This is a genomic window from Skermanella pratensis (assembly GCF_008843145.1).
GTDB lineage: Bacteria > Pseudomonadota > Alphaproteobacteria > Azospirillales > Azospirillaceae > Skermanella > Skermanella pratensis.
Genome location: NZ_CP030265.1, coordinates 1,237,609 through 1,255,918, shown reverse-complemented (window position 1 = coordinate 1,255,918; position 18,310 = coordinate 1,237,609). Strand labels below are relative to the sequence as shown.

General features: G+C 65.5%; 30 protein-coding genes. All 30 read right to left on the bottom strand.

Annotation, left to right across the window (positions count from 1 at the left end; translation table 11 throughout):
* Positions 1-339 (bottom strand): hypothetical protein, encoded by a 339-nt coding sequence (locus tag DPR14_RS05730; RefSeq protein ID WP_158044292.1) that lies wholly within the window; start codon positions 337-339, stop codon positions 1-3.
* Between the two features lie 90 nt (positions 340-429).
* A complete protein-coding gene (rplQ, locus tag DPR14_RS05725; protein WP_158044291.1) occupies positions 430-852 on the bottom strand; it encodes a 50S ribosomal protein L17 in 423 nt (140 codons plus the stop codon).
* Between the two features lie 120 nt (positions 853-972).
* Positions 973-1,989 carry a DNA-directed RNA polymerase subunit alpha gene (locus tag DPR14_RS05720; protein ID WP_158044290.1) on the bottom strand — a complete coding sequence of 339 codons (1,017 nt, stop codon included), beginning with the start codon at positions 1,987-1,989 and terminating at the stop codon, positions 973-975.
* 238 nt (positions 1,990-2,227) lie between these two features.
* On the bottom strand, positions 2,228-2,626 hold the full coding sequence (rpsK, locus tag DPR14_RS05715) for a 30S ribosomal protein S11 (RefSeq protein ID WP_044425939.1): 399 nt from the start codon (positions 2,624-2,626) through the stop codon (positions 2,228-2,230).
* Between the two features lie 21 nt (positions 2,627-2,647).
* Complete coding sequence (gene rpsM / locus DPR14_RS05710; RefSeq protein WP_158044289.1) at positions 2,648-3,016, bottom strand: 30S ribosomal protein S13; 369 nt, start codon at positions 3,014-3,016, stop codon at positions 2,648-2,650.
* Between the two features lie 213 nt (positions 3,017-3,229).
* Positions 3,230-3,886 (bottom strand): adenylate kinase, encoded by a 657-nt coding sequence (locus tag DPR14_RS05705; protein WP_158044288.1) that lies wholly within the window; start codon positions 3,884-3,886, stop codon positions 3,230-3,232.
* Entirely contained in the window at positions 3,883-5,226 is a 1,344-nt protein-coding gene (gene secY, locus DPR14_RS05700) for a preprotein translocase subunit SecY (protein WP_158044287.1), read from the bottom strand. Before secY ends, DPR14_RS05705 begins: the two co-directional genes overlap by 4 nt.
* 90 nt (positions 5,227-5,316) lie before the next feature.
* Complete coding sequence (gene rplO / locus DPR14_RS05695; RefSeq protein ID WP_158044286.1) at positions 5,317-5,808, bottom strand: 50S ribosomal protein L15; 492 nt, start codon at positions 5,806-5,808, stop codon at positions 5,317-5,319.
* A gap of 25 nt (positions 5,809-5,833) precedes the next feature.
* A complete protein-coding gene (gene rpmD, locus DPR14_RS05690) occupies positions 5,834-6,031 on the bottom strand; it encodes a 50S ribosomal protein L30 (RefSeq protein WP_158044285.1) in 198 nt (65 codons plus the stop codon).
* Positions 6,032-6,033: 2 nt separating this feature from the next.
* Positions 6,034-6,636 (bottom strand): 30S ribosomal protein S5, encoded by a 603-nt coding sequence (gene rpsE, locus DPR14_RS05685; RefSeq protein ID WP_158044284.1) that lies wholly within the window; start codon positions 6,634-6,636, stop codon positions 6,034-6,036.
* A gap of 12 nt (positions 6,637-6,648) precedes the next feature.
* The gene (gene rplR, locus DPR14_RS05680; protein ID WP_158044283.1) at positions 6,649-7,011 is read right to left on the bottom strand and encodes a 50S ribosomal protein L18; all 363 of its coding nucleotides are present in this window, start codon (positions 7,009-7,011) and stop codon (positions 6,649-6,651) included.
* A gap of 11 nt (positions 7,012-7,022) precedes the next feature.
* Entirely contained in the window at positions 7,023-7,559 is a 537-nt protein-coding gene (rplF, locus tag DPR14_RS05675; RefSeq protein ID WP_158044282.1) for a 50S ribosomal protein L6, read from the bottom strand.
* Positions 7,560-7,568: 9 nt separating this feature from the next.
* Positions 7,569-7,967 carry a 30S ribosomal protein S8 gene (gene rpsH, locus DPR14_RS05670; protein WP_158044281.1) on the bottom strand — a complete coding sequence of 133 codons (399 nt, stop codon included), beginning with the start codon at positions 7,965-7,967 and terminating at the stop codon, positions 7,569-7,571.
* Positions 7,968-7,982: 15 nt separating this feature from the next.
* A complete protein-coding gene (rpsN, locus tag DPR14_RS05665; RefSeq protein WP_158044280.1) occupies positions 7,983-8,288 on the bottom strand; it encodes a 30S ribosomal protein S14 in 306 nt (101 codons plus the stop codon).
* A gap of 19 nt (positions 8,289-8,307) precedes the next feature.
* Positions 8,308-8,850, bottom strand: coding sequence for a 50S ribosomal protein L5 (rplE, locus tag DPR14_RS05660; RefSeq protein ID WP_158044279.1), 543 nt, complete (start codon positions 8,848-8,850; stop codon positions 8,308-8,310).
* Between the two features lie 8 nt (positions 8,851-8,858).
* On the bottom strand, positions 8,859-9,179 hold the full coding sequence (gene rplX / locus DPR14_RS05655) for a 50S ribosomal protein L24 (protein ID WP_158044278.1): 321 nt from the start codon (positions 9,177-9,179) through the stop codon (positions 8,859-8,861).
* A complete protein-coding gene (gene rplN, locus DPR14_RS05650) occupies positions 9,179-9,547 on the bottom strand; it encodes a 50S ribosomal protein L14 (RefSeq protein ID WP_158044277.1) in 369 nt (122 codons plus the stop codon). The genes rplX and rplN overlap by 1 nt, the downstream gene beginning before the upstream one ends.
* A 17-nt stretch (positions 9,548-9,564) precedes the next feature.
* A complete protein-coding gene (rpsQ, locus tag DPR14_RS05645; protein ID WP_158044276.1) occupies positions 9,565-9,831 on the bottom strand; it encodes a 30S ribosomal protein S17 in 267 nt (88 codons plus the stop codon).
* 10 nt (positions 9,832-9,841) lie between these two features.
* Positions 9,842-10,045 carry a 50S ribosomal protein L29 gene (rpmC, locus tag DPR14_RS05640; protein ID WP_158044275.1) on the bottom strand — a complete coding sequence of 68 codons (204 nt, stop codon included), beginning with the start codon at positions 10,043-10,045 and terminating at the stop codon, positions 9,842-9,844.
* Complete coding sequence (gene rplP, locus DPR14_RS05635) at positions 10,042-10,467, bottom strand: 50S ribosomal protein L16 (protein WP_037453595.1); 426 nt, start codon at positions 10,465-10,467, stop codon at positions 10,042-10,044. Before rplP ends, rpmC begins: the two co-directional genes overlap by 4 nt.
* Positions 10,468-10,497: 30 nt before the next feature.
* Positions 10,498-11,253: a 30S ribosomal protein S3 gene (rpsC, locus tag DPR14_RS05630; RefSeq protein ID WP_158044274.1), complete on the bottom strand. Its 756-nt coding sequence runs from the start codon at positions 11,251-11,253 to the stop codon at positions 10,498-10,500.
* Between the two features lies 1 nt (position 11,254).
* Positions 11,255-11,644 (bottom strand): 50S ribosomal protein L22, encoded by a 390-nt coding sequence (gene rplV / locus DPR14_RS05625; RefSeq protein WP_158044273.1) that lies wholly within the window; start codon positions 11,642-11,644, stop codon positions 11,255-11,257.
* 2 nt (positions 11,645-11,646) lie between these two features.
* A complete protein-coding gene (gene rpsS, locus DPR14_RS05620) occupies positions 11,647-11,925 on the bottom strand; it encodes a 30S ribosomal protein S19 (protein WP_158044272.1) in 279 nt (92 codons plus the stop codon).
* 12 nt (positions 11,926-11,937) lie between these two features.
* Entirely contained in the window at positions 11,938-12,765 is an 828-nt protein-coding gene (gene rplB / locus DPR14_RS05615) for a 50S ribosomal protein L2 (protein WP_158044271.1), read from the bottom strand.
* A gap of 14 nt (positions 12,766-12,779) precedes the next feature.
* Positions 12,780-13,088: a 50S ribosomal protein L23 gene (locus DPR14_RS05610; protein ID WP_158048002.1), complete on the bottom strand. Its 309-nt coding sequence runs from the start codon at positions 13,086-13,088 to the stop codon at positions 12,780-12,782.
* 5 nt (positions 13,089-13,093) lie between these two features.
* Positions 13,094-13,714 carry a 50S ribosomal protein L4 gene (gene rplD / locus DPR14_RS05605; RefSeq protein ID WP_158044270.1) on the bottom strand — a complete coding sequence of 207 codons (621 nt, stop codon included), beginning with the start codon at positions 13,712-13,714 and terminating at the stop codon, positions 13,094-13,096.
* A 5-nt stretch (positions 13,715-13,719) separates the two neighbouring features.
* Positions 13,720-14,466, bottom strand: coding sequence for a 50S ribosomal protein L3 (rplC, locus tag DPR14_RS05600; protein ID WP_158044269.1), 747 nt, complete (start codon positions 14,464-14,466; stop codon positions 13,720-13,722).
* A gap of 73 nt (positions 14,467-14,539) precedes the next feature.
* On the bottom strand, positions 14,540-14,848 hold the full coding sequence (gene rpsJ / locus DPR14_RS05595; RefSeq protein ID WP_037453618.1) for a 30S ribosomal protein S10: 309 nt from the start codon (positions 14,846-14,848) through the stop codon (positions 14,540-14,542).
* Positions 14,849-14,963: 115 nt separating this feature from the next.
* Positions 14,964-16,154, bottom strand: a complete 1,191-nt coding sequence (tuf, locus tag DPR14_RS05590) for an elongation factor Tu (RefSeq protein ID WP_158044268.1) — start codon at positions 16,152-16,154, stop codon at positions 14,964-14,966.
* Between the two features lie 52 nt (positions 16,155-16,206).
* Positions 16,207-18,279, bottom strand: coding sequence for an elongation factor G (gene fusA, locus DPR14_RS05585; protein ID WP_158044267.1), 2,073 nt, complete (start codon positions 18,277-18,279; stop codon positions 16,207-16,209).
* Between the last annotated feature and the right edge of the window lie 31 nt (positions 18,280-18,310).

The window sequence follows — 18,310 nt, the reverse complement described above, 5'->3', positions numbered from 1 at the left end:
TCACTGGATCGAGTTGCAGCGGACCATGCACATGTTCAGCTGACGCTCGCAGGTCGCGCTCGCATAGCCGGAATTGCCCAGGACACCGCCGCGCCGGGTGGCCCCGGCATCCATGCAGACCGAATAGTCCCGGTCGCAGGCGCGGCGGCAGGAGTACCGGTCGTCCCGGGTCGAATTGGGCCGCAGGTCGTCCGCCGGGGGGCGTGCGGGCGTTCCGCCACTTTCGGACGGAGCGGCGGTACCGCCGCGGGCTCCACGCTCCGGGGCGGCGCAGGAGGTCAGAACCAGGCATCCGAGCACCAACGCCGCCCGCACAAGACCACTCGACTTCACCACCATGACCCGCTCCCTGAAGGAAGAAACTGACTCCTGAACGCAAAAGGCAGCCCGAGGGCTGCCTTTCGTTTCTGTGACGCTGGGAAGGTCGTATCAACCCTGGGCTTCGTCCTCGTCGTCGACCATGACCGGGCCGCTGTCCTGGCCTTTGGCCGCGACGTCGCGATCGACCAGTTCGATGAACGCCAGCGGAGCGGCGTCGCCGTACCGGAAGCCGGCCTTCAGCACGCGGGTGTAGCCGCCGGGCCGGTCGGTGTAGCGCTCGGCGATCGGGCCGAACAGCTTGGCGACCACGGTGTCGTCGCGAAGCTGGGCATAGGCCAGGCGGCGGTTGTGCAGGCCGCCCTTCTTGCCGAGCGTGATCAGCTTCTCGACGATCGGACGCAGGTCCTTCGCCTTCGGAAGGGTGGTCTTGATCTGCTCGTGCTTGATCAGCGCGGCGGCCATGTTGCTGAACATCGCCTTGCGGTGGCTGGACGTGCGATTGAACTTCCGGCCGCTCATACCGTGACGCATGGTTGCGTGCTCCTTCCTCTGGCTTGGCCCCGCTCACGGGACCGATGGTGAAGTCCGCCGCCCGGCCCGCTGGAGGGCGGGTACCGGTACGGCGGACGGAAAAATGGTGCTGTGTCGTGCCTAGTACGGCTCTTCGAGACGCTTGGCCAGCTCTTCGATGTTCTCGGGCGGCCAGTTCGGGATTTCCATGCCCAGGTGGAGACCCATCTGGGACAGGACTTCCTTGATCTCGTTCAGCGACTTGCGGCCGAAGTTCGGGGTGCGGAGCATTTCCGCCTCGGTCTTCTGCACCAGGTCGCCGATATAGACGATGTTGTCGTTCTTCAGGCAGTTGGCGGAACGGACCGACAGTTCCAGTTCGTCCACCTTGCGCAGCAGGTTCTTGTTGAACGGCGGTTCCTCGCCGCGCTCCTCGGCGACCGCGTGGGTCGGCTCCTCGAAATTGATGAAGAGCTGGAGCTGGTCCTGGAGGATGCGGGCGGCCAGCGCCACCGCGTCCTCCGGCGACACGGCGCCGTTGGTCTCGACCTGCATGGACAGGCGGTCGTAGTCGGTCACCTGGCCGACACGGGTGTTGTCGACCTTGTACGACACCTTGCGGATCGGCGCGAACAGCGCGTCCACCGGGATCAGACCGATCGGTGCGTCTTCCGGACGGTTCTGGCTGGCCGGGACGTAGCCCTTGCCGCTCTCGACCGTCAGTTCCATCACCAGGCGGGCGCCGTTGTCCAGGGTGCAGATCACCAGGTCGGGATCCATCACCTCGATGTCGGAGCCGGTCTCGATCATGCCGGCGGTGACTTCGCCGGGACCGTCGGCGCGCAGGCGCATCCGCTTGGGTCCGTCGCCGTGCAGGCGCAGGCCCATGGTCTTGATGTTCAGGACGATGTCCGTGACATCTTCGCGCACGCCGGGGATCGACGAGAATTCATGCAGCACGCCCTCGATCTGGATCGAGGTGACGGCGGCACCCTGGAGGGAGGACAGCAGGACGCGACGAAGCGCGTTGCCGAGCGTCAGGCCGAAGCCCCGCTCGAGCGGTTCGGCAACCACGGTCGCGACCCTCTGGGGATCGTCGCCCGGCTGGATGTCGAGCTTGTTCGGCTTGATCAGCTCCTGCCAATTCTTCTGGATCACGTCTTGACCTCATGCCATCGGGTTGACGCGCCATTTCCAGTGTGCCAACGCAGAAATGCCGATACCCTCCCTGAACAGGAAGGGTTTCGGCAATCTCGGCCGCCGTCCCCATGCTTGACCGGCCATGATGGCTCTATGGCCGGCTTTCCCGGAACGGCGGGCAACTGGAGGCGCGGTAATGAACGCCTCCCCGGAACCCTTCGACGAAGGTTGCTCCGGCAGAGAGCCGTCCGATAAATCAGACGCGGCGCTTCTTCGGCGGGCGGACGCCGTTGTGCGGGATCGGAGTGACGTCGCGGATCGAGGTGATCGCAAAGCCCACCGACTGCAGGGCGCGCAGGGCCGACTCGCGTCCCGAACCAGGACCCTTGACCTCGACCTCGAGGGTCTTCATGCCATGCTCCTGGGCCTTGCGGCCGGCATCCTCGGCGGCGATCTGAGCCGCGTAAGGAGTCGACTTGCGCGATCCCTTGAAGCCCTGGGAACCCGACGACGACCAGGCGATGGTGTTGCCCTGCGCGTCGGTGATCGTGATCATGGTGTTGTTGAACGAGGCGTTGACGTGAGCGACGCCCGAAGTGATGTTCTTGCGCTCGCGACGACGAAGGCGCGCGGAAGCGGCAGAAGGCTTGGCCATGGGTCCTGTCCGTCCTATCTCTTACTTCTTCTTGCCAGCGATCGGCTTGGCCGGACCCTTGCGGGTGCGCGCATTGGTGTGCGTGCGCTGGCCGCGGACCGGCAGGCCCTTGCGGTGCCGCAGACCCCGGTAGCTGCCCAGGTCCATCAGGCGCTTGATGTTCATCGCCACCTGACGGCGCAGGTCGCCCTCGACACGGTAGTCGCTGTCGATCACTTCGCGGATCTTCAGGATCTCGTCGTCGGTCAGTTCGTTGACACGGCGTTCAGCGGGGATGGCGACCTTGCCGCAGATTTCCTTGGCTTTGGAAGGTCCGATACCATGGATATAGGTCAGGCCGATCTCCACGCGCTTCTGCGCCGGGATATTGACGCCAGCAATACGCGCCACGCTCGTCTCCTTAACATTTGATCTGTGGCCCGTAAGGGGCCGTCCGTCTCGGTCGCGGTCCTGACCAGCCGTGCCGAATCAGGACGAGTATTCAGGTCTCGGTTCCCTCAGGAACCAAGGAGCGCGGAGTATACTCACCGCGCTCCTTGAGTCAACCGGTGTCTGCCCCACGACCGTAATCGAGGAGCCATGATCGCGAAGATGCCGAAGTCCTCAGGCTGCCTTGTCCTGCAGCAGCGCCTCGATCTGTACGGTCACTTCGTCGATGTCGGCCATGCCGTCCACCGCTTCCAGGACGCCGCGGGCCTGATAATAGGGCAGGATCGGCGCGGTCTGCTTGTGATAGGCGGCCAGCCGGGTGGTAACGGTCTCCGCGTTGTCGTCGGCCCGCCGGGTGAACTCGGTCGAGCCGCAGGCATCGCAGACGCCTTCGACGGCCGGCTTCTGGAACGTGTCATGATAGCCGCGGCCGCATTTGGAGCAGGTGTAACGGCCGGTGATCCGGTCCACCAGGGCGGCATCGTCCACCTTCATCTCGATCACCTGGTCGAGCTTAAGCCCCTTGTCTTCCAGCATACGGTCCAGGGCCTCGGCCTGGGGAACCGTCCGCGGGAAGCCGTCGAGGATGAAGCCGGCCGCGCAGTCCGGCTGGGAGATGCGATCCGCGATCATCTTGATCATCAGCTCGTCCGGCATCAGCTTGCCGGCGGCCATGATCTCCTTGGCCTGCTGGCCCAGCGGCGCACCGCTGGCGACGACCGACCGCAGCATGTCCCCGGTCGAAAGCTGAACGAGTCCGTGCCGATCCTCGAGGCGCTTCGCCTGGGTCCCCTTGCCCGCCCCCGGCGGTCCCAGCAGTATCAAATTCATCCTCTCCTCCCCCGCAGCTTAGCCTTCTTGATCAGGCCTTCGTATTGATGGGCCAGCAGATGCGAATGTATCTGCGCGACGGTATCCATCGTGACGGTGACCACGATCAACAGGCTGGTGCCGCCAAAATAGAACGGGACGGCATACTGCGAAATCAGGATTTCGGGCAATAGGCAGACCACGGACAAATATGCCGCACCCACGACGGTCAGTCGGGTGAGGACATAATCCAGATAGTCGGCCGTGTTCTTGCCCGGGCGGATGCCGGGAATGAAGCCGCCATACTTCTTCAGGTTGTCGGCAGTCTCCGAGGGATTGAAGACGATGGCCGTATAGAAGAAGCAGAAGAACACGATCAGCGCCACGTACAGGATGATGTACAGCGGCTGGCCGTGGCCCAGGTAGGTCGTGATCGCGGTCAGCCACTCCGGCCCCTGCCCGCCGGAGAACCCGGCCACGGTCAGCGGCAGCAGCAGCAGCGAGCTGGCGAAGATCGGCGGGATGACGCCCGACGTGTTGAGCTTCAGCGGGAGATGCGAGCTCTCGCCGCCGAACATCCGGTTGCCGACCTGGCGCTTCGGATATTGGACGATGATCCGGCGCTGGGCCCGCTCCATGAACACGATGAAGAAGATCACTCCCACCGCCATCAGCAGCAGGAAGATGATGAAGAAGGTCGACAGCGCGCCGGTACGGCCCAGTTCCAGCGTACCGGCCAGCGCCCGCGGCAGTTCCGCGACGATGCCGGCGAAGATGATCAGCGAGATGCCGTTGCCGACGCCCCGGGCCGTGATCTGCTCGCCCAGCCACATCAGGAAGATGGTGCCGCCGACCAGCGTAATGACGGTCGTCGCCAGGAAGAAGACGCCGGGATTGTCCACCGCGGGACCGCCTGATCCCGTCATGCCCTGCAGGCCCACGGCCATGCCGTACGCCTGCACGGTCGCCAGCAGGACGGTAAGGTAGCGGGTGTACTGGTTCAGTTTCTTGCGGCCGCTCTCGCCCTCCTTTTTCAACTGCTCGAGCGTCGGAGACACCGCCGTCATGAGCTGGATGATGATCGATGCCGAGATGTACGGCATAATGTTGAGGGCGAAGATGGTCATCCGCGACAGGGCGCCGCCCGAGAACATGTTGAACATGTCCAGGATGCCGCCGGAGTTCTGACGGAAGATGTCGGCCAGGATGTTCGGATCGATGCCCGGCAGCGGGATATAGGTGCCGAGCCGATAGATGATCAGGGCCCCGAGGGTGAACCAGATCCGCTTCTTCAGCTCGGTAGCCTTCGCAAAGGCGCCAAAGTTGATATTGGCGGCGAGCTGTTCGGCCGCTGATGCCATATTCTATTCCTCGACGCTCACGTGCGAAGTATGTCGTAACGGGCATGGCCGGCGCCCCCGAAGAAGCGCCGGCCTGACGTTCGCGGTCGATCACTCGGCCGCGGAAGCCTCTTGGGTCTTCTTAGCCACCGTGACTTCCACGGTGCCGCCCAGGGCCTCGACCGCGGCGATGGCCGACGCCGAGGCGCCCGCCACCTTGAAGCTCGCCTTGGCCGTCAGCTCGCCCTTGGCCAGAAGGCGAACGCCGTCGCGGCTGTTCTGGGCGACGCCGGCAGCCACCAGGATCTCCCCGGTGATCAGCTGCGAGGCGTCCAGCTTGCCGGACTCGATGGCCTGCTGGATCTTGCCCAGGTTCGCCACGGCATAGTCCTTGGCGAAGATGTTGGTGAAGCCGCGCTTCGGCAGGCGGCGATGCAGGGGCATCTGACCGCCTTCGAAGCCCTTAATCGCGACGCCGGTACGCGAGGTCTGACCCTTCACGCCGCGGCCGCCGGTCTTGCCCTTGCCCGAACCGATACCGCGTCCGACGCGGATGCGGTTCTTGCGGGCGCCGGCATTGTCCCGGATCTCGTTGAGTTTCATGATCTTGTTATCCCCTCGCCCGTTCTCAGCCCTGGCTCTCGACGCGAACCAGATGCTGAACCTTGGCGATCATGCCGCGGACGGAAGGGGTGTCCTCCAGCTCCCGCGTGCGGTGCAGCTTGTTCAGCCCGAGACCGACGAGGGTCTCGCGCTGATCCTTCTTGCGACCGATCGGGCTGCCGATCTGCGTCACGATGACGGTGCTCTTGGTGTCGTCAGCCATGATCAGGCCTCCTTGATCTCGGTGCCGGTCGCGTCGCGACGGCCCAGGATGTCGCTGACCCGGCGGCCGCGGCGCGCGGCCACGGCCCGGGGGCTGACCACCTGCGCCAGGGCGTCGAAGGTCGCCTTGATCATGTTGTGCGGGTTCGAGGTGCCGATCGACTTCGTCACCACGTCCTGCACGCCCAGCGCCTCGAAGATCGCGCGCATCGGACCGCCGGCGATGATGCCGGTACCGGTCGGAGCCGCCCGGAGGACGACGCGGCCGGCGCCGAAGTGACCATGCACGTCGTGGTGCAGGGTCCGGCCCTCGCGGAGCGGAACGCGGATCATGGTGCGCTTGGCCTGGTCGGTCGCCTTGCGGATCGCTTCCGGCACCTCGCGGGCCTTGCCCGACCCGACGCCGACGCGGCCCTTGGCGTCGCCCACGACCACCAGGGCCGCGAAGCCGAACCGACGGCCACCCTTCACCACCTTGGCGACACGGTTGATGCCGACCAGCTTTTCAACCAGATCGCTCTCTTCGCGATCGCCGCCCCGGTTCTGACGGTCCCGGTTGTCGCCGCCGCGCTGGTCGCGCTCGCCGCCTCTTTCATTGCGTGCCATATTCGGGTCCCCTTAGAACGACAGGCCGGCTTCACGCGCGGCGTCGGCAAGCGCCTTGACGCGCCCGTGGAAGAGATAGCCGCCGCGGTCGAAGACCACCTGCGTGACGCCGGCAGCCGTCGCCCGCTCGGCGATCAGCTTGCCGACCAGCTTGGCGGCTTCGATGTCGGCGCCGGTCTTCAGCGACTCGCGCAGATCCTTGTCGATGGTCGACGCGGACGCCAGGGTCTTGCCCTCGCTGTCGTCGATCACCTGGACGTAGATGTGCTTGCTGGACCGGAAAACCGACAGCCTGGGCCGGCCGCCCGCCTTCTTCCTGATCTGCGTACGCACCCGCATCCTGCGGCGTACGTTCAGTTCCCTTGACGTTTTCATCGGCCGTACCCCTACTTCTTCTTGCCTTCCTTGCGCAGCAGAGTCTCCGTCGCGTACTTGATGCCCTTGCCCTTGTAAGGCTCCGGCTTACGGAACTGACGGATTTCTGCGGCGACTTGGCCGACCTTCTGGCGGTCGGCCCCGGAAACGGAGATCGCGGTCGGACGCTCGGTCTTGATCGTGATCCCGGCGGGGATCGGATACGTGACGTCGTGCGAGTAGCCGAGCTGGAGAACCAGGTCGCTGCCCTGCACGGCGGCGCGATAGCCGACGCCGTTGATTTCGAGGTTGACCGTGAAGCCCTCGCTGACGCCCTTGACCATGTTGGCCACGAGGGTCCGCGAGGTCGCCCACATCATCTTGCCGCGCTTGCTGTCCGCATGACGCGGCTTGACGACGACCTTGCCATCGTCCAGCGAGGCCGCGATGTCATCGATCAGGGTCATGCTGAGCTGGCCCAGCTTGCCCTTGGCCGTCAGGGTCTGGCCGTTGACGGCGACGTCAACGCCAGCCGGGACCGGCACGGGGTGTTTACCAATTCGTGACATGGCTGCCTCTTAGAACACGCGGCAAAGCACTTCACCGCCGACATTGGCGGCGCGGGCTTCGTTGTCGGACATCACGCCACGCGGGGTCGACAGGATCGAGATCCCGAGACCGTTATAGACGCGCGGCAGGTCCTTGATCTTCGAGTAGACGCGACGGCCGGGCTTGGACACGCGGTTGATGGTCTTTATGACCGGTTCGCCCTCGTGATACTTCAGCTCGATCCGGAGCTGCGCGATACCGGGGCGCAGTTCCTCCTGGAAATAGCCGCGTATGTAACCTTCGCGCTTCAGAACTTCCAGCACGCTCGCCCGCAGCTTGGATGCCGGGCTGTCGACGCTGGTCATGTGAGCCCGCTGACCGTTGCGGATACGGGTCAGCATATCGCCCAAAGGATCGCTCAAAGACATCTTTCCGATCCCCCCTTACCAGCTCGACTTCGTCATGCCCGGGATCTGGCCGTTGGAGGCCAGGTCGCGGAGCGTGATGCGCGAAAGCTTGAACTTGCGATAGAACGCGCGCGGACGACCAGTCATCTCGCAGCGATTGCGAACGCGGGTCCGGCTCGAGTTGCGCGGCATCTCGGCAAGCTTGAGACGGGCGGCGAATTGCTCCTCGGGCGTCACCGAGGTGTCCTTGGCGATCGCCTTCAGCGCTGCGCGCTTGTTGGCGAACTGCTTGACCATGCGCTCGCGGCGCTTGTTCTTCTGGATGGCACTTGTCTTGGCCATGGCTGTAACCTCCTGCCGCTCAGCTGACGAACGGCATGTCGAAGCCCTTGAGGAGCGCCTTGGCCTCCTTGTCGGTCTTCGCAGTCGTCACGATGATGATGTCCATGCCCCGGATCTCGTCGATCCTGTCGTAATCGATCTCCGGGAAGATGATCTGCTCTTTCAAGCCCATGGCGTAGTTGCCGCGGCCGTCGAAGCTGTTGCCCGGCACGCCGCGGAAGTCGCGGACGCGCGGCAGGGCAACCGTCACCAGACGGTCGAGGAACTCGTACATGCGCTCGCGACGCAGGGTCACCTTGCAGCCGATCGACATGCCTTCACGCAGCTTGAACTGCGCGATCGACTTGCGGGCCTTGGTCACCACCGGCCGCTGGCCAGCGATCGCGGTCAGCTCGGCCACCGCCGAGTTGACCTTCTTGCCGTCGGAGGTCGCCTCGCCAACACCCATGTTGATGACGATCTTCTCGATCCGCGGCACTTCCATGTCGTTGGCGTAGTTGAACTCAGCCTTCAACTTCGGGCGTACGACGTCGTCGTATTGCTTCTTCAGCCTGGTCGTCATGGTGGCGCTCACAGATCGATGACTTCGCCGGACCGCTTGGCGACGCGCACCTTGCGGCCATCCTCGAGGGTCTTGAAACCCACTCGGGTCGGCTTGTTGTCTTTGGGGTCGACATGGGCGACGTTGGAGACGTGGATGAACGCCTCGATCTCCAGGATGCCGCCGGCAGAGGTCTGGGTCTGGCGCTGGTGCTTCTTGACGATGTTCACGCCGCGCACCTTGACCCTGTTCTCCTTGGGAAGGACCTCGATCACCTCGCCGGTCTTACCCTTGTCCCTGCCGGCGATGACGACGACCTTGTCCTTCTTCCTGATCTTGGCTGCGGACATCACAGCACCTCCGGCGCGAGCGAGATGATCTTCATGAACTTCTTGCCGCGCAGCTCGCGGGTCACCGGCCCGAAGATACGGGTCCCGATGGGCTCGCCCTGCTTGTTGATCAGCACGGCTGCGTTGCGGTCGAAGCGGATGGAGCTGCCGTCGGTGCGCCGGATCTCCTTGGACGTGCGGACGATGACCGCACGGTGCACATCACCCTTCTTGACGCGTCCGCGCGGGATGGCCTCCTTGACCGAGACGACGATCACGTCGCCCACGGCGGCCACCTTGCGCTTGGATCCGCCAAGCACCTTGATGCACTGCACCCGGCGCGCGCCGCTGTTGTCGGCGACCTCCAGGTTGGTTTGCATCTGGATCATATGTCAGACCTCTTCATTCAGCCGGCGGAGGCGCCGGCGGCTGCCGCTGCTGCGGCGTCGGTAAGGACCATCCAGCGCTTGCGCTTCGAGATCGGGCGGCATTCCTCGATGAAGACCTGATCGCCCGTCTTGAACTGGTTGGCCTCGTCATGGGCAGCGTAACGCTTCGACTGCCGGATGAACTTCTTGTACACGGGATGCATCACGCGACGCTCGACGAGGACGATAATCGTCTTATCGCCCTTGTCGCTGACGACCGTGCCCTGCAAAACACGCCGGGGCATGGGTAAACTCCTACGACGCGGACGAGCGCACGCGCTCGCCCAGAATGGTCTTGATGCGCGCGATGTCGCGGCGCACCTGGCCGACGCGCGCGGTGTTCTCGAGCTGGCCCGAGGCCCGGCGGAAGCGCAGGTTGAACTGCTCCTTCTTCAGGGTCAGGAGTTGGTCGTTCAGCTCGTCGGCGGTCTTGGCGCGCAGATCGGTCGGCTTCGTCATTGATCCAACTCCTCGCCCAGGCGGGTGATGAACCGGGTCTTGATCGGCAGCTTGGCGGCGGCAAGCTCGAAAGCCCGCTTGGCCAGGTCGCCGGGGACGCCGTCCAGTTCGAACATGATGCGGCCGGGATGGACGCGGGCAGCCCAGAACTCGGGCGAGCCCTTGCCCGAGCCCATGCGGACTTCGGCCGGCTTGGTCGAGACCGGAACGTCCGGGAAAATCCGGATCCAGACGCGGCCCTGACGCTTCATGTGACGGGTGATCGCGCGGCGAGCCGCCTCGATCTGGCGCGCGGTGATGCGCGCCGGCTCGATGGCCTTCAGGCCATAGGCGCCGAAGTTGAGCTGCGTGCCGCCCTTCGCGGTGCCGTGGATACGGCCCTTGTGTGCCTTGCGGTACTTCGTACGCTTAGGACTTAGCATGGCATGTGCCCTCTACTAGTATCCTGCCGTTCAGCGATCGCCGCGATCGCCACGCTCGCCGCGATCACCCCGGTGGTGGTCGCCGCGCTCGCCGCGCTCGGGCCGTCCGCTGGGACCGGCCTGTTGTTCATTGGCGCGCTTGTCCTGCGCCATCGGATCGTGCGCAAGGATTTCGCCCTTGAACACCCAGACCTTCACGCCGCAGGTACCGTACGTGGTCTTCGCGGTGGCGACACCGTAATCCACATCGGCACGCAACGTGTGCAGCGGCACGCGACCTTCGCGATACCACTCCATGCGCGCGATTTCCGCACCGCCAAGGCGGCCGGAGCAGTTGATCCGGATGCCCTGGGCTCCCAGGCGCATCGCGGACTGCACGGCACGCTTCATGGCGCGGCGGAAAGCCACGCGGCGCTCCAGCTGGTTGGAGATGTTCTCGGCGATCAGCTTGGCGTCGATCTCCGGCTTGCGGATCTCGACGATGTTCAAGTTGACGTCCGAACCGGTCATCTTCGCCAGCTCGACGCGAAGCTTCTCGATATCGGCACCCTTCTTGCCAATAACAACCCCCGGGCGCGCCGAATGGATGGTCACGCGGGCCTTTTTCGCAGGCCGCTCGATCACCACGCGGGACACCCCGGCCTGCTGAAGCCGGCCCTGGAGGAAACTACGCAGCTTCAGGTCGCTATGCAACAGGTCGGCGTAGTCCCGATCCGCATACCAGCGGCTATCCCAAGTGCGGTTGATGCCGAGCCGAAGCCCGACGGGATTGATCTTCTGACCCATGTTACTCGGCCTCCACCGCTTCGTCGCGCTCGCGCACGACCACGGTCAGGTTGCTGAACGGCTTCTCGATCCGGGCGCCGCGACCGCGGGCGCGGGCGTGGAACCGCTTCATCACCAGCGCGCGGCCGACGGTGGCCTGGGCCACGTAAAGGCGATCCACGTCCAGCTGGTGGTTGTTCTCCGCGTTCGCGATCGCAGACTGCAGGACCTTCCTGACCTCGTCGGCGACGCGCCGCTTGGAGAAGGTCAGGTCGGCCACGGCCGCCTGTGCGCTCTTGCCGCGGATCAACTCGGCGACGAGGTTGAGCTTGCGGGCCGAGGAACGGATCATCTTGCCGAACGCCATCGCCTCGTTCTCGGCGATGCGAGGCGCATTCGCTGCCTTGCCCATGGCTACTTCCTCTTCGACTTCTTATCGGCCGCGTGGCCGTAATAGGTCCGGGTCGGAGAGAACTCGCCGAATTTGTGGCCGATCATGTTCTCGGTCACGATGACGGGGAGGAACTTCTGACCATTGTGAACGCCGAAGGTCAAACCGACGAACTGGGGCAGGATGGTGGAGCGACGCGACCAGATCTTGATGATCTCGTTACGCCCGCTTGCCCGCGCCTTATCGGCTTTCTTCAGCAGGTAGCCGTCGATGAACGGCCCCTTCCAGACGCTGCGCGCCACGACGTAACTCCTTTACTTCGAATGACGGCGGCGCAGGATCTGCCCGTCCGTCTTCTTGTTGTTCCGCGTCTTCTTGCCCTTGGTCGGCTTGCCCCACGGGGTCACCGGATGACGGCCGCCGGAGGTCCGGCCTTCGCCACCGCCGTGCGGGTGGTCGATCGGGTTCATGGCGACGCCACGGACTGACGGGCGCTTGCCCAGCCAGCGATTGCGGCCGGCCTTGCCCAGGTTGATGTTGGACTGGTCGGGGTTGGACACCGCGCCGATCGTGGCGAGGCACTCGCCTCGGACGACGCGGAGCTCGCCCGACGCCAGCTTCAACTGGGCATAGCCCTGGTCGCGGCCGACGAGCTGGACGTAGGTGCCGGCCGAACGGGCCAGCTGGCCACCCTTGCCCGCCTTCAGCTCCACATTGTGGACGATCGTGCCCACCGGGATGTTCTTCAGCGGCATCGCGTTGCCCGGCTTCACGTCCACGCGCTCGCCGGAGACGACGCTGTCGCCCACCTTCAGGCGCTGGGGCGCCAGGATGTAGGCCAGCTCACCGTCCTGGTAGCGGACCAGCGCGATGAACGCGGTGCGGTTCGGATCGTACTCCAGCCGCTCGACGACGGCCGGCGCGTCGAACTTGCGCCGCTTGAAGTCAACCAGACGGTAGCGGCGCTTGTGGCCGCCGCCGATCCGGCGTGCTGTTATGCGGCCGGTGTTGTTGCGGCCGCCGCTCTTGGTCAGGCCCTCGGTGAGGGACTTGACCGGCTTGCCCTTCCACAGCTCCGAACGGTCCACCAGCACGAGCTGGCGGAGCGACGGCGTGATAGGCCGGAAGTTCTTGAGTGCCATCGGTCAGTTCAGCCTTAGACGCCAGTGGTAACGTCGATCGTGTGGCCTTCGGCCAGGGTCACGATCGCTTTCTTGAAGTCCGAACGACGGCCCAAGATACCCTTGAAGCGCTTGGTCTTGCCCTTGGTGATCAGCGTGTTGACCGCCGTCACCTTGACCTTGAACAGCCCTTCCACCGCCGCCTTGATTTCCGGCTTGGTCGCGTTCATCGGAACCTTGAACGTGACCTGACGGTGTTCGGAACCCATCGTCGACTTCTCGGTGATGACGGGGGCGGTGATCAGATCGTACATCCGCTCCTGGCTCACCGAAGGTTTCGAGATCTTGCTCATTTCAGACGAGCCTCCAGCTGCTCGACAGCGTTGCGCGTCAGAACCAGCGTGTCGCGGCGCAGGATGTCATAGACGTTGGCACCCTGCTCCGGCAGCACGTCGATCAACGGAACGTTTCTCGACGCGCGCACGAAGTTCTCATCCAGGTTGGCGCCGTCGATGATCAGCGCCGAGGTCAGGCCGAGCTGCTTGAACCGCTGGACCATCTCCCTGGTCTTGTGGCTGTCGGCCGTGGCAGTCTCCAGGACCACCAGCTTGCCTTCGGCCAGCTTGGTCGACAGCGCGGTCTTCAGGGCCAGCTTGCGGACCTTCTTGTTCAGGTCGTGGGCATGGCTGCGCACGACCGGACCGAAGATCGCGGCGCCGCCGCGGAACTGCGGCGACCGCAGCGAGCCCTGGCGGGCGCGGCCGGTGCCCTTCTGGCGATGCGGCTTCTTGGTCGTGCCGCTGATCTCCGAGACGCCCTTGGTCTTGTGGTTGCCGGTCCGCCGCTTGGCGAGCTGGTAATTGACCATGCGGGACAGGAGATCGGTACGCAGCGGAACACCGAACACCGCCTCGTCGAGATCGATCTCGCCGACCTCTTCATTGTTCAGATTCTTGACGGTCGTCTTCATCTCATTCACTCCGTCGGCTCGGCGCCGGTCTCGGCGGCAGGGGCCTCGGGTGCAGGAGCAACGGCGGCGCCATCGGTCCGGGCGCGGATCGCGGCCGGGAACGGCAGGCCTTCCGGAGCCTTGCGCTTGACGGCATCGCGGACGAGCACCCAGCCGCCCTCGGAGCCCGGGACGGCGCCCTTGACCAGGATCAGGCCACGGTCTTCGTCGACCTGCACGATCTTCAGGTTCTGGGTGGTCACGCGCTCGGCGCCCAGGTGACCGGCCATCTTCTTGTTCTTGAAGGTCCTGCCGGGGTCCTGGCGGTTACCGGTCGAACCATGCGAGCGGTGCGACACCGACACGCCGTGGGTCGCGCGCAGACCGCCGAAGTTCCACCGCTTCATGCCGCCGGCGAAACCCTTGCCGATGGTCGTCCCGGTGACGTCCACGAGTTGGCCCGGGATGAAGTGGGCGGCCGAAATCTCGGCGCCGACCTCGATCAGGGCGTCGGCATCGACGCGGAACTCCACCACCTTGCGCTTGGGTTCCACCTTCGCCTTGGCGAAGTGGCCGCGCTGGGGCTTCGTGACGTTCTTGACCTTGGCGGTACCGGCGCCGAGCTGGACGGCCGTGTAGCCGTCGGTTTCCTCGGTGCGCACGGCGACAACCTGGCAGTTGTCGACCTTCAGCACAGTGACCGGCACATGTTCGCCGTCGTCCGTGAAGACGCGGGTCATGCCCAGCTTCTGCGCGATCAAACCGGATCGCATGGTTTACTTCTCCTTAACCAGGGACATCCTCAGGGGGAGAGGTCCCTTACCCCTATTCTTGAAGTACTTGTACTTAGAGCTTGATCTCGACGTCGACGCCGGCGGCGAGGTCGAGCTTCATCAGCGCGTCCACGGTCTGCGGGGTCGGGTCGACGATGTCGATCAGGCGCTTGTGCGTCCGGATCTCGAACTGCTCGCGCGACTTCTTGTCGATGTGCGGCGAGCGGTTGACCGTAAACTTCTCGATCTGCGTGGGCAGGGGGATCGGACCCCGAACCCGTGCGCCGGTCCGCTTCGCGGTGTTGACGATCTCGCTGGTCGACTGGTCGAGCACGCGATGGTCGAACGCCCGCAGGCGGATCCGGATATTCTGACTGTCCATCGTCTTCAAAACCCGTTTCTCTGCCGCTGAAGGGGCCGCTCCGGGGAGCGGCCCCTCTTCGCCGGCTAACTTGTTGCGCCCGTGGGGACCAACCCCACAGCGAACCCGAACCGATTTACTTGATGATGCTGGCGACGACGCCGGCGCCGACGGTGCGGCCGCCCTCGCGGATGGCGAAGCGCAGGCCTTCGTCCATGGCGATCGGGGCGATCAGGGTGACGGTCATGGCGACGTTGTCACCGGGCATCACCATCTCGGTGCCTTCCGGCAGCGCCACCATCCCGGTCACGTCGGTGGTCCGGAAGTAGAACTGCGGACGGTAGTTGGTGAAGAACGGCGTGTGCCGGCCGCCCTCTTCCTTGGTCAGGATGTAGGCCTCGGCCTTGAACACGGTGTGCGGCGTGATCGAGCCGGGCTTGGCCAGCACCTGGCCGCGCTCGACGTCCTCGCGCTTGGTGCCGCGCAGCAGGGCGCCGATGTTGTCGCCCGCCTGGCCCTGGTCGAGCAGCTTGCGGAACATCTCGACGCCGGTCACGGTGGTCTTGACCGTGTTCTTCAGGCCGACGATCTCGATCTCCTCGCCGACCTTGACGATGCCGCGCTCGACGCGGCCGGTCACCACGGTGCCGCGGCCCGAGATCGAGAACACGTCCTCGATCGGCATCAGGAACGGACGGTCGACCGGACGCTCCGGCTGCGGGATGTACTCGTCGACCGCGGCCATCAGCTTGAGCACGGCTTCCTTGCCCATCTCCGGGCTCTTGTCCTCAAGCGCCATCAGCGCCGAGCCGTGGACGATCGGAATGTCGTCGCCGGGGAAGTCGTAGCTGCTCAGCAGCTCGCGCACTTCCAGCTCGACCAGCTCCAGCAGCTCGGGGTCGTCGACCATGTCGACCTTGTTCAGGAACACCACGATCGCCGGGACGCCGACCTGGCGGGCCAGCAGGATGTGCTCGCGGGTCTGCGGCATCGGGCCGTCGGCCGCCGACACCACCAGGATCGCGCCGTCCATCTGCGCGGCGCCCGTGATCATGTTCTTCACGTAGTCGGCGTGGCCCGGGCAGTCGACGTGGGCATAGTGGCGGTTGGCCGTCTCGTACTCGACGTGCGCCGTCGAGATCGTGATGCCGCGGGCCTTCTCCTCCGGCGCCTTGTCGATCTGGTCGTACGCGGTGAACGTCGCACCGCCCGATTCGGCCAGAACCTTCGTGATCGCCGCCGTCAGCGAGGTCTTGCCGTGGTCGACGTGACCGATCGTGCCGATGTTGCAGTGCGGCTTGGTCCGCTCAAATTTCGCCTTCGCCATGGTCCTCAGTCTCCATAATCTATCTTAGTCACCGGCAGTTCACTCGAGAGCCTTACGCCACCCTGGCGCGGACCTCATCGGCGATGGCCTGCGGCACCGGTTCGTAGTGGTCGAATTGCATCGTGTGATGCGCGCGGCCCTGGCTGATGGACCGCAGGATATTGGCGTACCCGAACAGGTTTGCAAGCGGAACCAGGGCGGTCACTGCCGCCGCGGCCCCGCGCTGGTCCACCTGTTCGATCCGTCCGCGACGGCTTCTCAGATCGCCGATGACGCCGCCGGCGAAGTCCGCCGGAGTGACGATATCGACGCTCATGACCGGCTCCAGCAGCACCGGCTTTCCCTTGCCCAGAGCGGCGCGGAACGCCGCGGCACCGGCCAGCTCGAACGCCAGCGCGGAGCTGTCGATGTCGTGGCGTGCACCGTCCAGCAGGCTCACCGACACGTTGCTCACCGGGAAGCCGGCGACGACGCCCGCGTTCCCGGCCGCCTCGACGCCCTTTTCGACGGCCTGGACGAATTCCTTCGGCAGGGTGCCCGCGGCGATCCTGCTCTCGAAACGGACGCCGCTCGCCGACGCGGCCGGCTCGACCGCCAGCCTTACGCGGGCGAACTGGCTGGCGTCCCCGACCTGCTTGCGGTGGGTGTGATCCACCTCCGCCCGCTGCGTGACGGTCTCTCGATAGGCCACCCGCGGGCCGCCCACCTTGGCCTCGACCTTGAACTCGCGCTTCAGGCGGTCGGCCAGGATCTCCAGCTGGAGCTCGCCGACGCCCCTGATGACGGTCCGGCCCGGCTCCCTGGCCGCGGCAATGGCGAAGGAGGGGTCCTCCTGGGCCATGCGCCGCAGGGCCGCAGCCATCTTCTCCGCGTCAGCCCCGGTCCGGGGCTCCACCGTGACCTCGATCAGGGGCTCGGGAAACTCGGTCCGCTCCAGCACGATCGGGTGCGACGGGTCGCACAGCGTATCGCCCGTCGCGGTATGCTTCAGGCCGGCGAAGGCGATGATGTCGCCGGCGTAGGCCTGCTTCACGTCTTCCCGCGCGGTTGCCTGCATCTGCAGCATCCGGCCGATCTTCTCCCGCTCGCCCTTGAGCGGGTTCAGCACCGTGCCGCCGATCGCCTGGGTGCCGGAATAGATCCGGGCGAAGGCCAGCGAGCCGGCGACCGGGTCCGACATGACCTTGAAGACCAGGGCGGAGAACGGTGCGGCGTCGTCCGCCGGACGGATCGCCTCGTCCCGCCCTTCGCCTTCCATGCCCCGGATGCCGCCGATATCCGCCGGCGAAGGCAGGTAATCGACGATCGCGTCCAGGACCGGCTGCACGCCCTTGTTGCGGAAGGCGGACCCGCACAGCACTGGCACGAACTCGGCCGCGCAGGTGCCGCGCCGGATCAGCGCCTTCAGCGCCGCCACGCTCGGGACGGTCCCGGCCAGGAACGCCTCGGCCGCGTCGGCGTCGACCTGGACCGCGGCCTCGACCAGCATGGCGCGGTACTCGGCGGCCTGCGCTTGCAGGTCGGCCGGGATCCCGGTCTCCCGGAACGAGGCGCCCAGGCCGTCATCCTTCCACACCAGGGCGCGCTCGCCGACCAGGTCCACGACGCCGCTGAACCCGTCGCCGCTGCCGATGGGCAGCTGCAGGAGCAGCGGGGTCGCCCCGACCCGTTCGGGCAGCATGCCGACAGTGCGGAAGAAGTCCGCGCCCGGCCGGTCCATCTTGTTGACGAAGCACAGCCGCGGAACGCGGTGCTGGTCCGCGCGGCGCCAGGCGGCTTCCGACTGCGGCTCGATCCCGACCGCGGCGTCGAACACCGCCACCGCGCCGTCGATCACCCTCAGCATCCGCTCCACCTCGACCGGAAGGTCGACGTGGCTGGGCGTGTCGATGATGTTGATGCGGTGGCCGTTCCAGAAACAGGTGGTCGCCGCCGACGTGATCGTGATACCCCGCTCCTCGTCCGCCCACGCGGCATCGGCGCCGGAAGCCACGGGAGCTTCCGCGGGCTTGCCGGGCCGGCCGGTGTAGTAGAGGATCCGCTCGGTGGTGGTCGTCCGACCGGCATCGATGTGAGCCATGATGCCGATGTTGCGATACCGATCGAGCTGCGTGGAGCGTGACATGATGAGGTCTCGGACTGCTGTCTGGTCAAAT

Excerpts from the sequence above, each read along its gene's own strand:
- rplN (WP_158044277.1), bottom strand. The coding sequence starts at position 9,547 with ATGATCCAGATGCAAACCAACCTGGAGGTCGCCGACAACAGCGGCGCG.
- rpsH (WP_158044281.1), bottom strand. The coding sequence starts at position 7,967 with ATGTCTTTGAGCGATCCTTTGGGCGATATGCTGACCCGTATCCGCAAC.
- rplC (WP_158044269.1), bottom strand. The coding sequence starts at position 14,466 with ATGCGATCCGGTTTGATCGCGCAGAAGCTGGGCATGACCCGCGTCTTC.
- rplE (WP_158044279.1), bottom strand. The coding sequence starts at position 8,850 with ATGACGACCAGGCTGAAGAAGCAATACGACGACGTCGTACGCCCGAAG.
- rpsQ (WP_158044276.1), bottom strand. The coding sequence starts at position 9,831 with ATGCCCCGGCGTGTTTTGCAGGGCACGGTCGTCAGCGACAAGGGCGAT.
- rplP (WP_037453595.1), bottom strand. The coding sequence starts at position 10,467 with ATGCTAAGTCCTAAGCGTACGAAGTACCGCAAGGCACACAAGGGCCGT.
- rpmD (WP_158044285.1), bottom strand. The coding sequence starts at position 6,031 with ATGGCTGACGACACCAAGAGCACCGTCATCGTGACGCAGATCGGCAGC.
- rplR (WP_158044283.1), bottom strand. The coding sequence starts at position 7,011 with ATGAAAACGTCAAGGGAACTGAACGTACGCCGCAGGATGCGGGTGCGT.
- rpsC (WP_158044274.1), bottom strand. The coding sequence starts at position 11,253 with ATGGGTCAGAAGATCAATCCCGTCGGGCTTCGGCTCGGCATCAACCGC.
- rplQ (WP_158044291.1), bottom strand. The coding sequence starts at position 852 with ATGCGTCACGGTATGAGCGGCCGGAAGTTCAATCGCACGTCCAGCCAC.
- secY (WP_158044287.1), bottom strand. The coding sequence starts at position 5,226 with ATGGCATCAGCGGCCGAACAGCTCGCCGCCAATATCAACTTTGGCGCC.
- rpsN (WP_158044280.1), bottom strand. The coding sequence starts at position 8,288 with ATGGCCAAGACAAGTGCCATCCAGAAGAACAAGCGCCGCGAGCGCATG.
- rplB (WP_158044271.1), bottom strand. The coding sequence starts at position 12,765 with ATGGCACTCAAGAACTTCCGGCCTATCACGCCGTCGCTCCGCCAGCTC.
- tuf (WP_158044268.1), bottom strand. The coding sequence starts at position 16,154 with ATGGCGAAGGCGAAATTTGAGCGGACCAAGCCGCACTGCAACATCGGC.
- rplF (WP_158044282.1), bottom strand. The coding sequence starts at position 7,559 with ATGTCACGAATTGGTAAACACCCCGTGCCGGTCCCGGCTGGCGTTGAC.
- fusA (WP_158044267.1), bottom strand. The coding sequence starts at position 18,279 with ATGTCACGCTCCACGCAGCTCGATCGGTATCGCAACATCGGCATCATG.
- DPR14_RS05705 (WP_158044288.1), bottom strand. The coding sequence starts at position 3,886 with ATGAATTTGATACTGCTGGGACCGCCGGGGGCGGGCAAGGGGACCCAG.
- rplD (WP_158044270.1), bottom strand. The coding sequence starts at position 13,714 with ATGAAGACGACCGTCAAGAATCTGAACAATGAAGAGGTCGGCGAGATC.
- rpsE (WP_158044284.1), bottom strand. The coding sequence starts at position 6,636 with ATGGCACGCAATGAAAGAGGCGGCGAGCGCGACCAGCGCGGCGGCGAC.
- rplX (WP_158044278.1), bottom strand. The coding sequence starts at position 9,179 with ATGTCCGCAGCCAAGATCAGGAAGAAGGACAAGGTCGTCGTCATCGCC.
- DPR14_RS05730 (WP_158044292.1), bottom strand. The coding sequence starts at position 339 with ATGGTGGTGAAGTCGAGTGGTCTTGTGCGGGCGGCGTTGGTGCTCGGA.
- rpsJ (WP_037453618.1), bottom strand. The coding sequence starts at position 14,848 with ATGGACAGTCAGAATATCCGGATCCGCCTGCGGGCGTTCGACCATCGC.
- rplO (WP_158044286.1), bottom strand. The coding sequence starts at position 5,808 with ATGAAACTCAACGAGATCCGGGACAATGCCGGCGCCCGCAAGAACCGC.
- rpsK (WP_044425939.1), bottom strand. The coding sequence starts at position 2,626 with ATGGCCAAGCCTTCTGCCGCTTCCGCGCGCCTTCGTCGTCGCGAGCGC.
- rpmC (WP_158044275.1), bottom strand. The coding sequence starts at position 10,045 with ATGACGAAGCCGACCGATCTGCGCGCCAAGACCGCCGACGAGCTGAAC.
- rplV (WP_158044273.1), bottom strand. The coding sequence starts at position 11,644 with ATGGGCAAGGCAGCGAATGCGCCTCGCATCGCCGAGAACGAGGCGATG.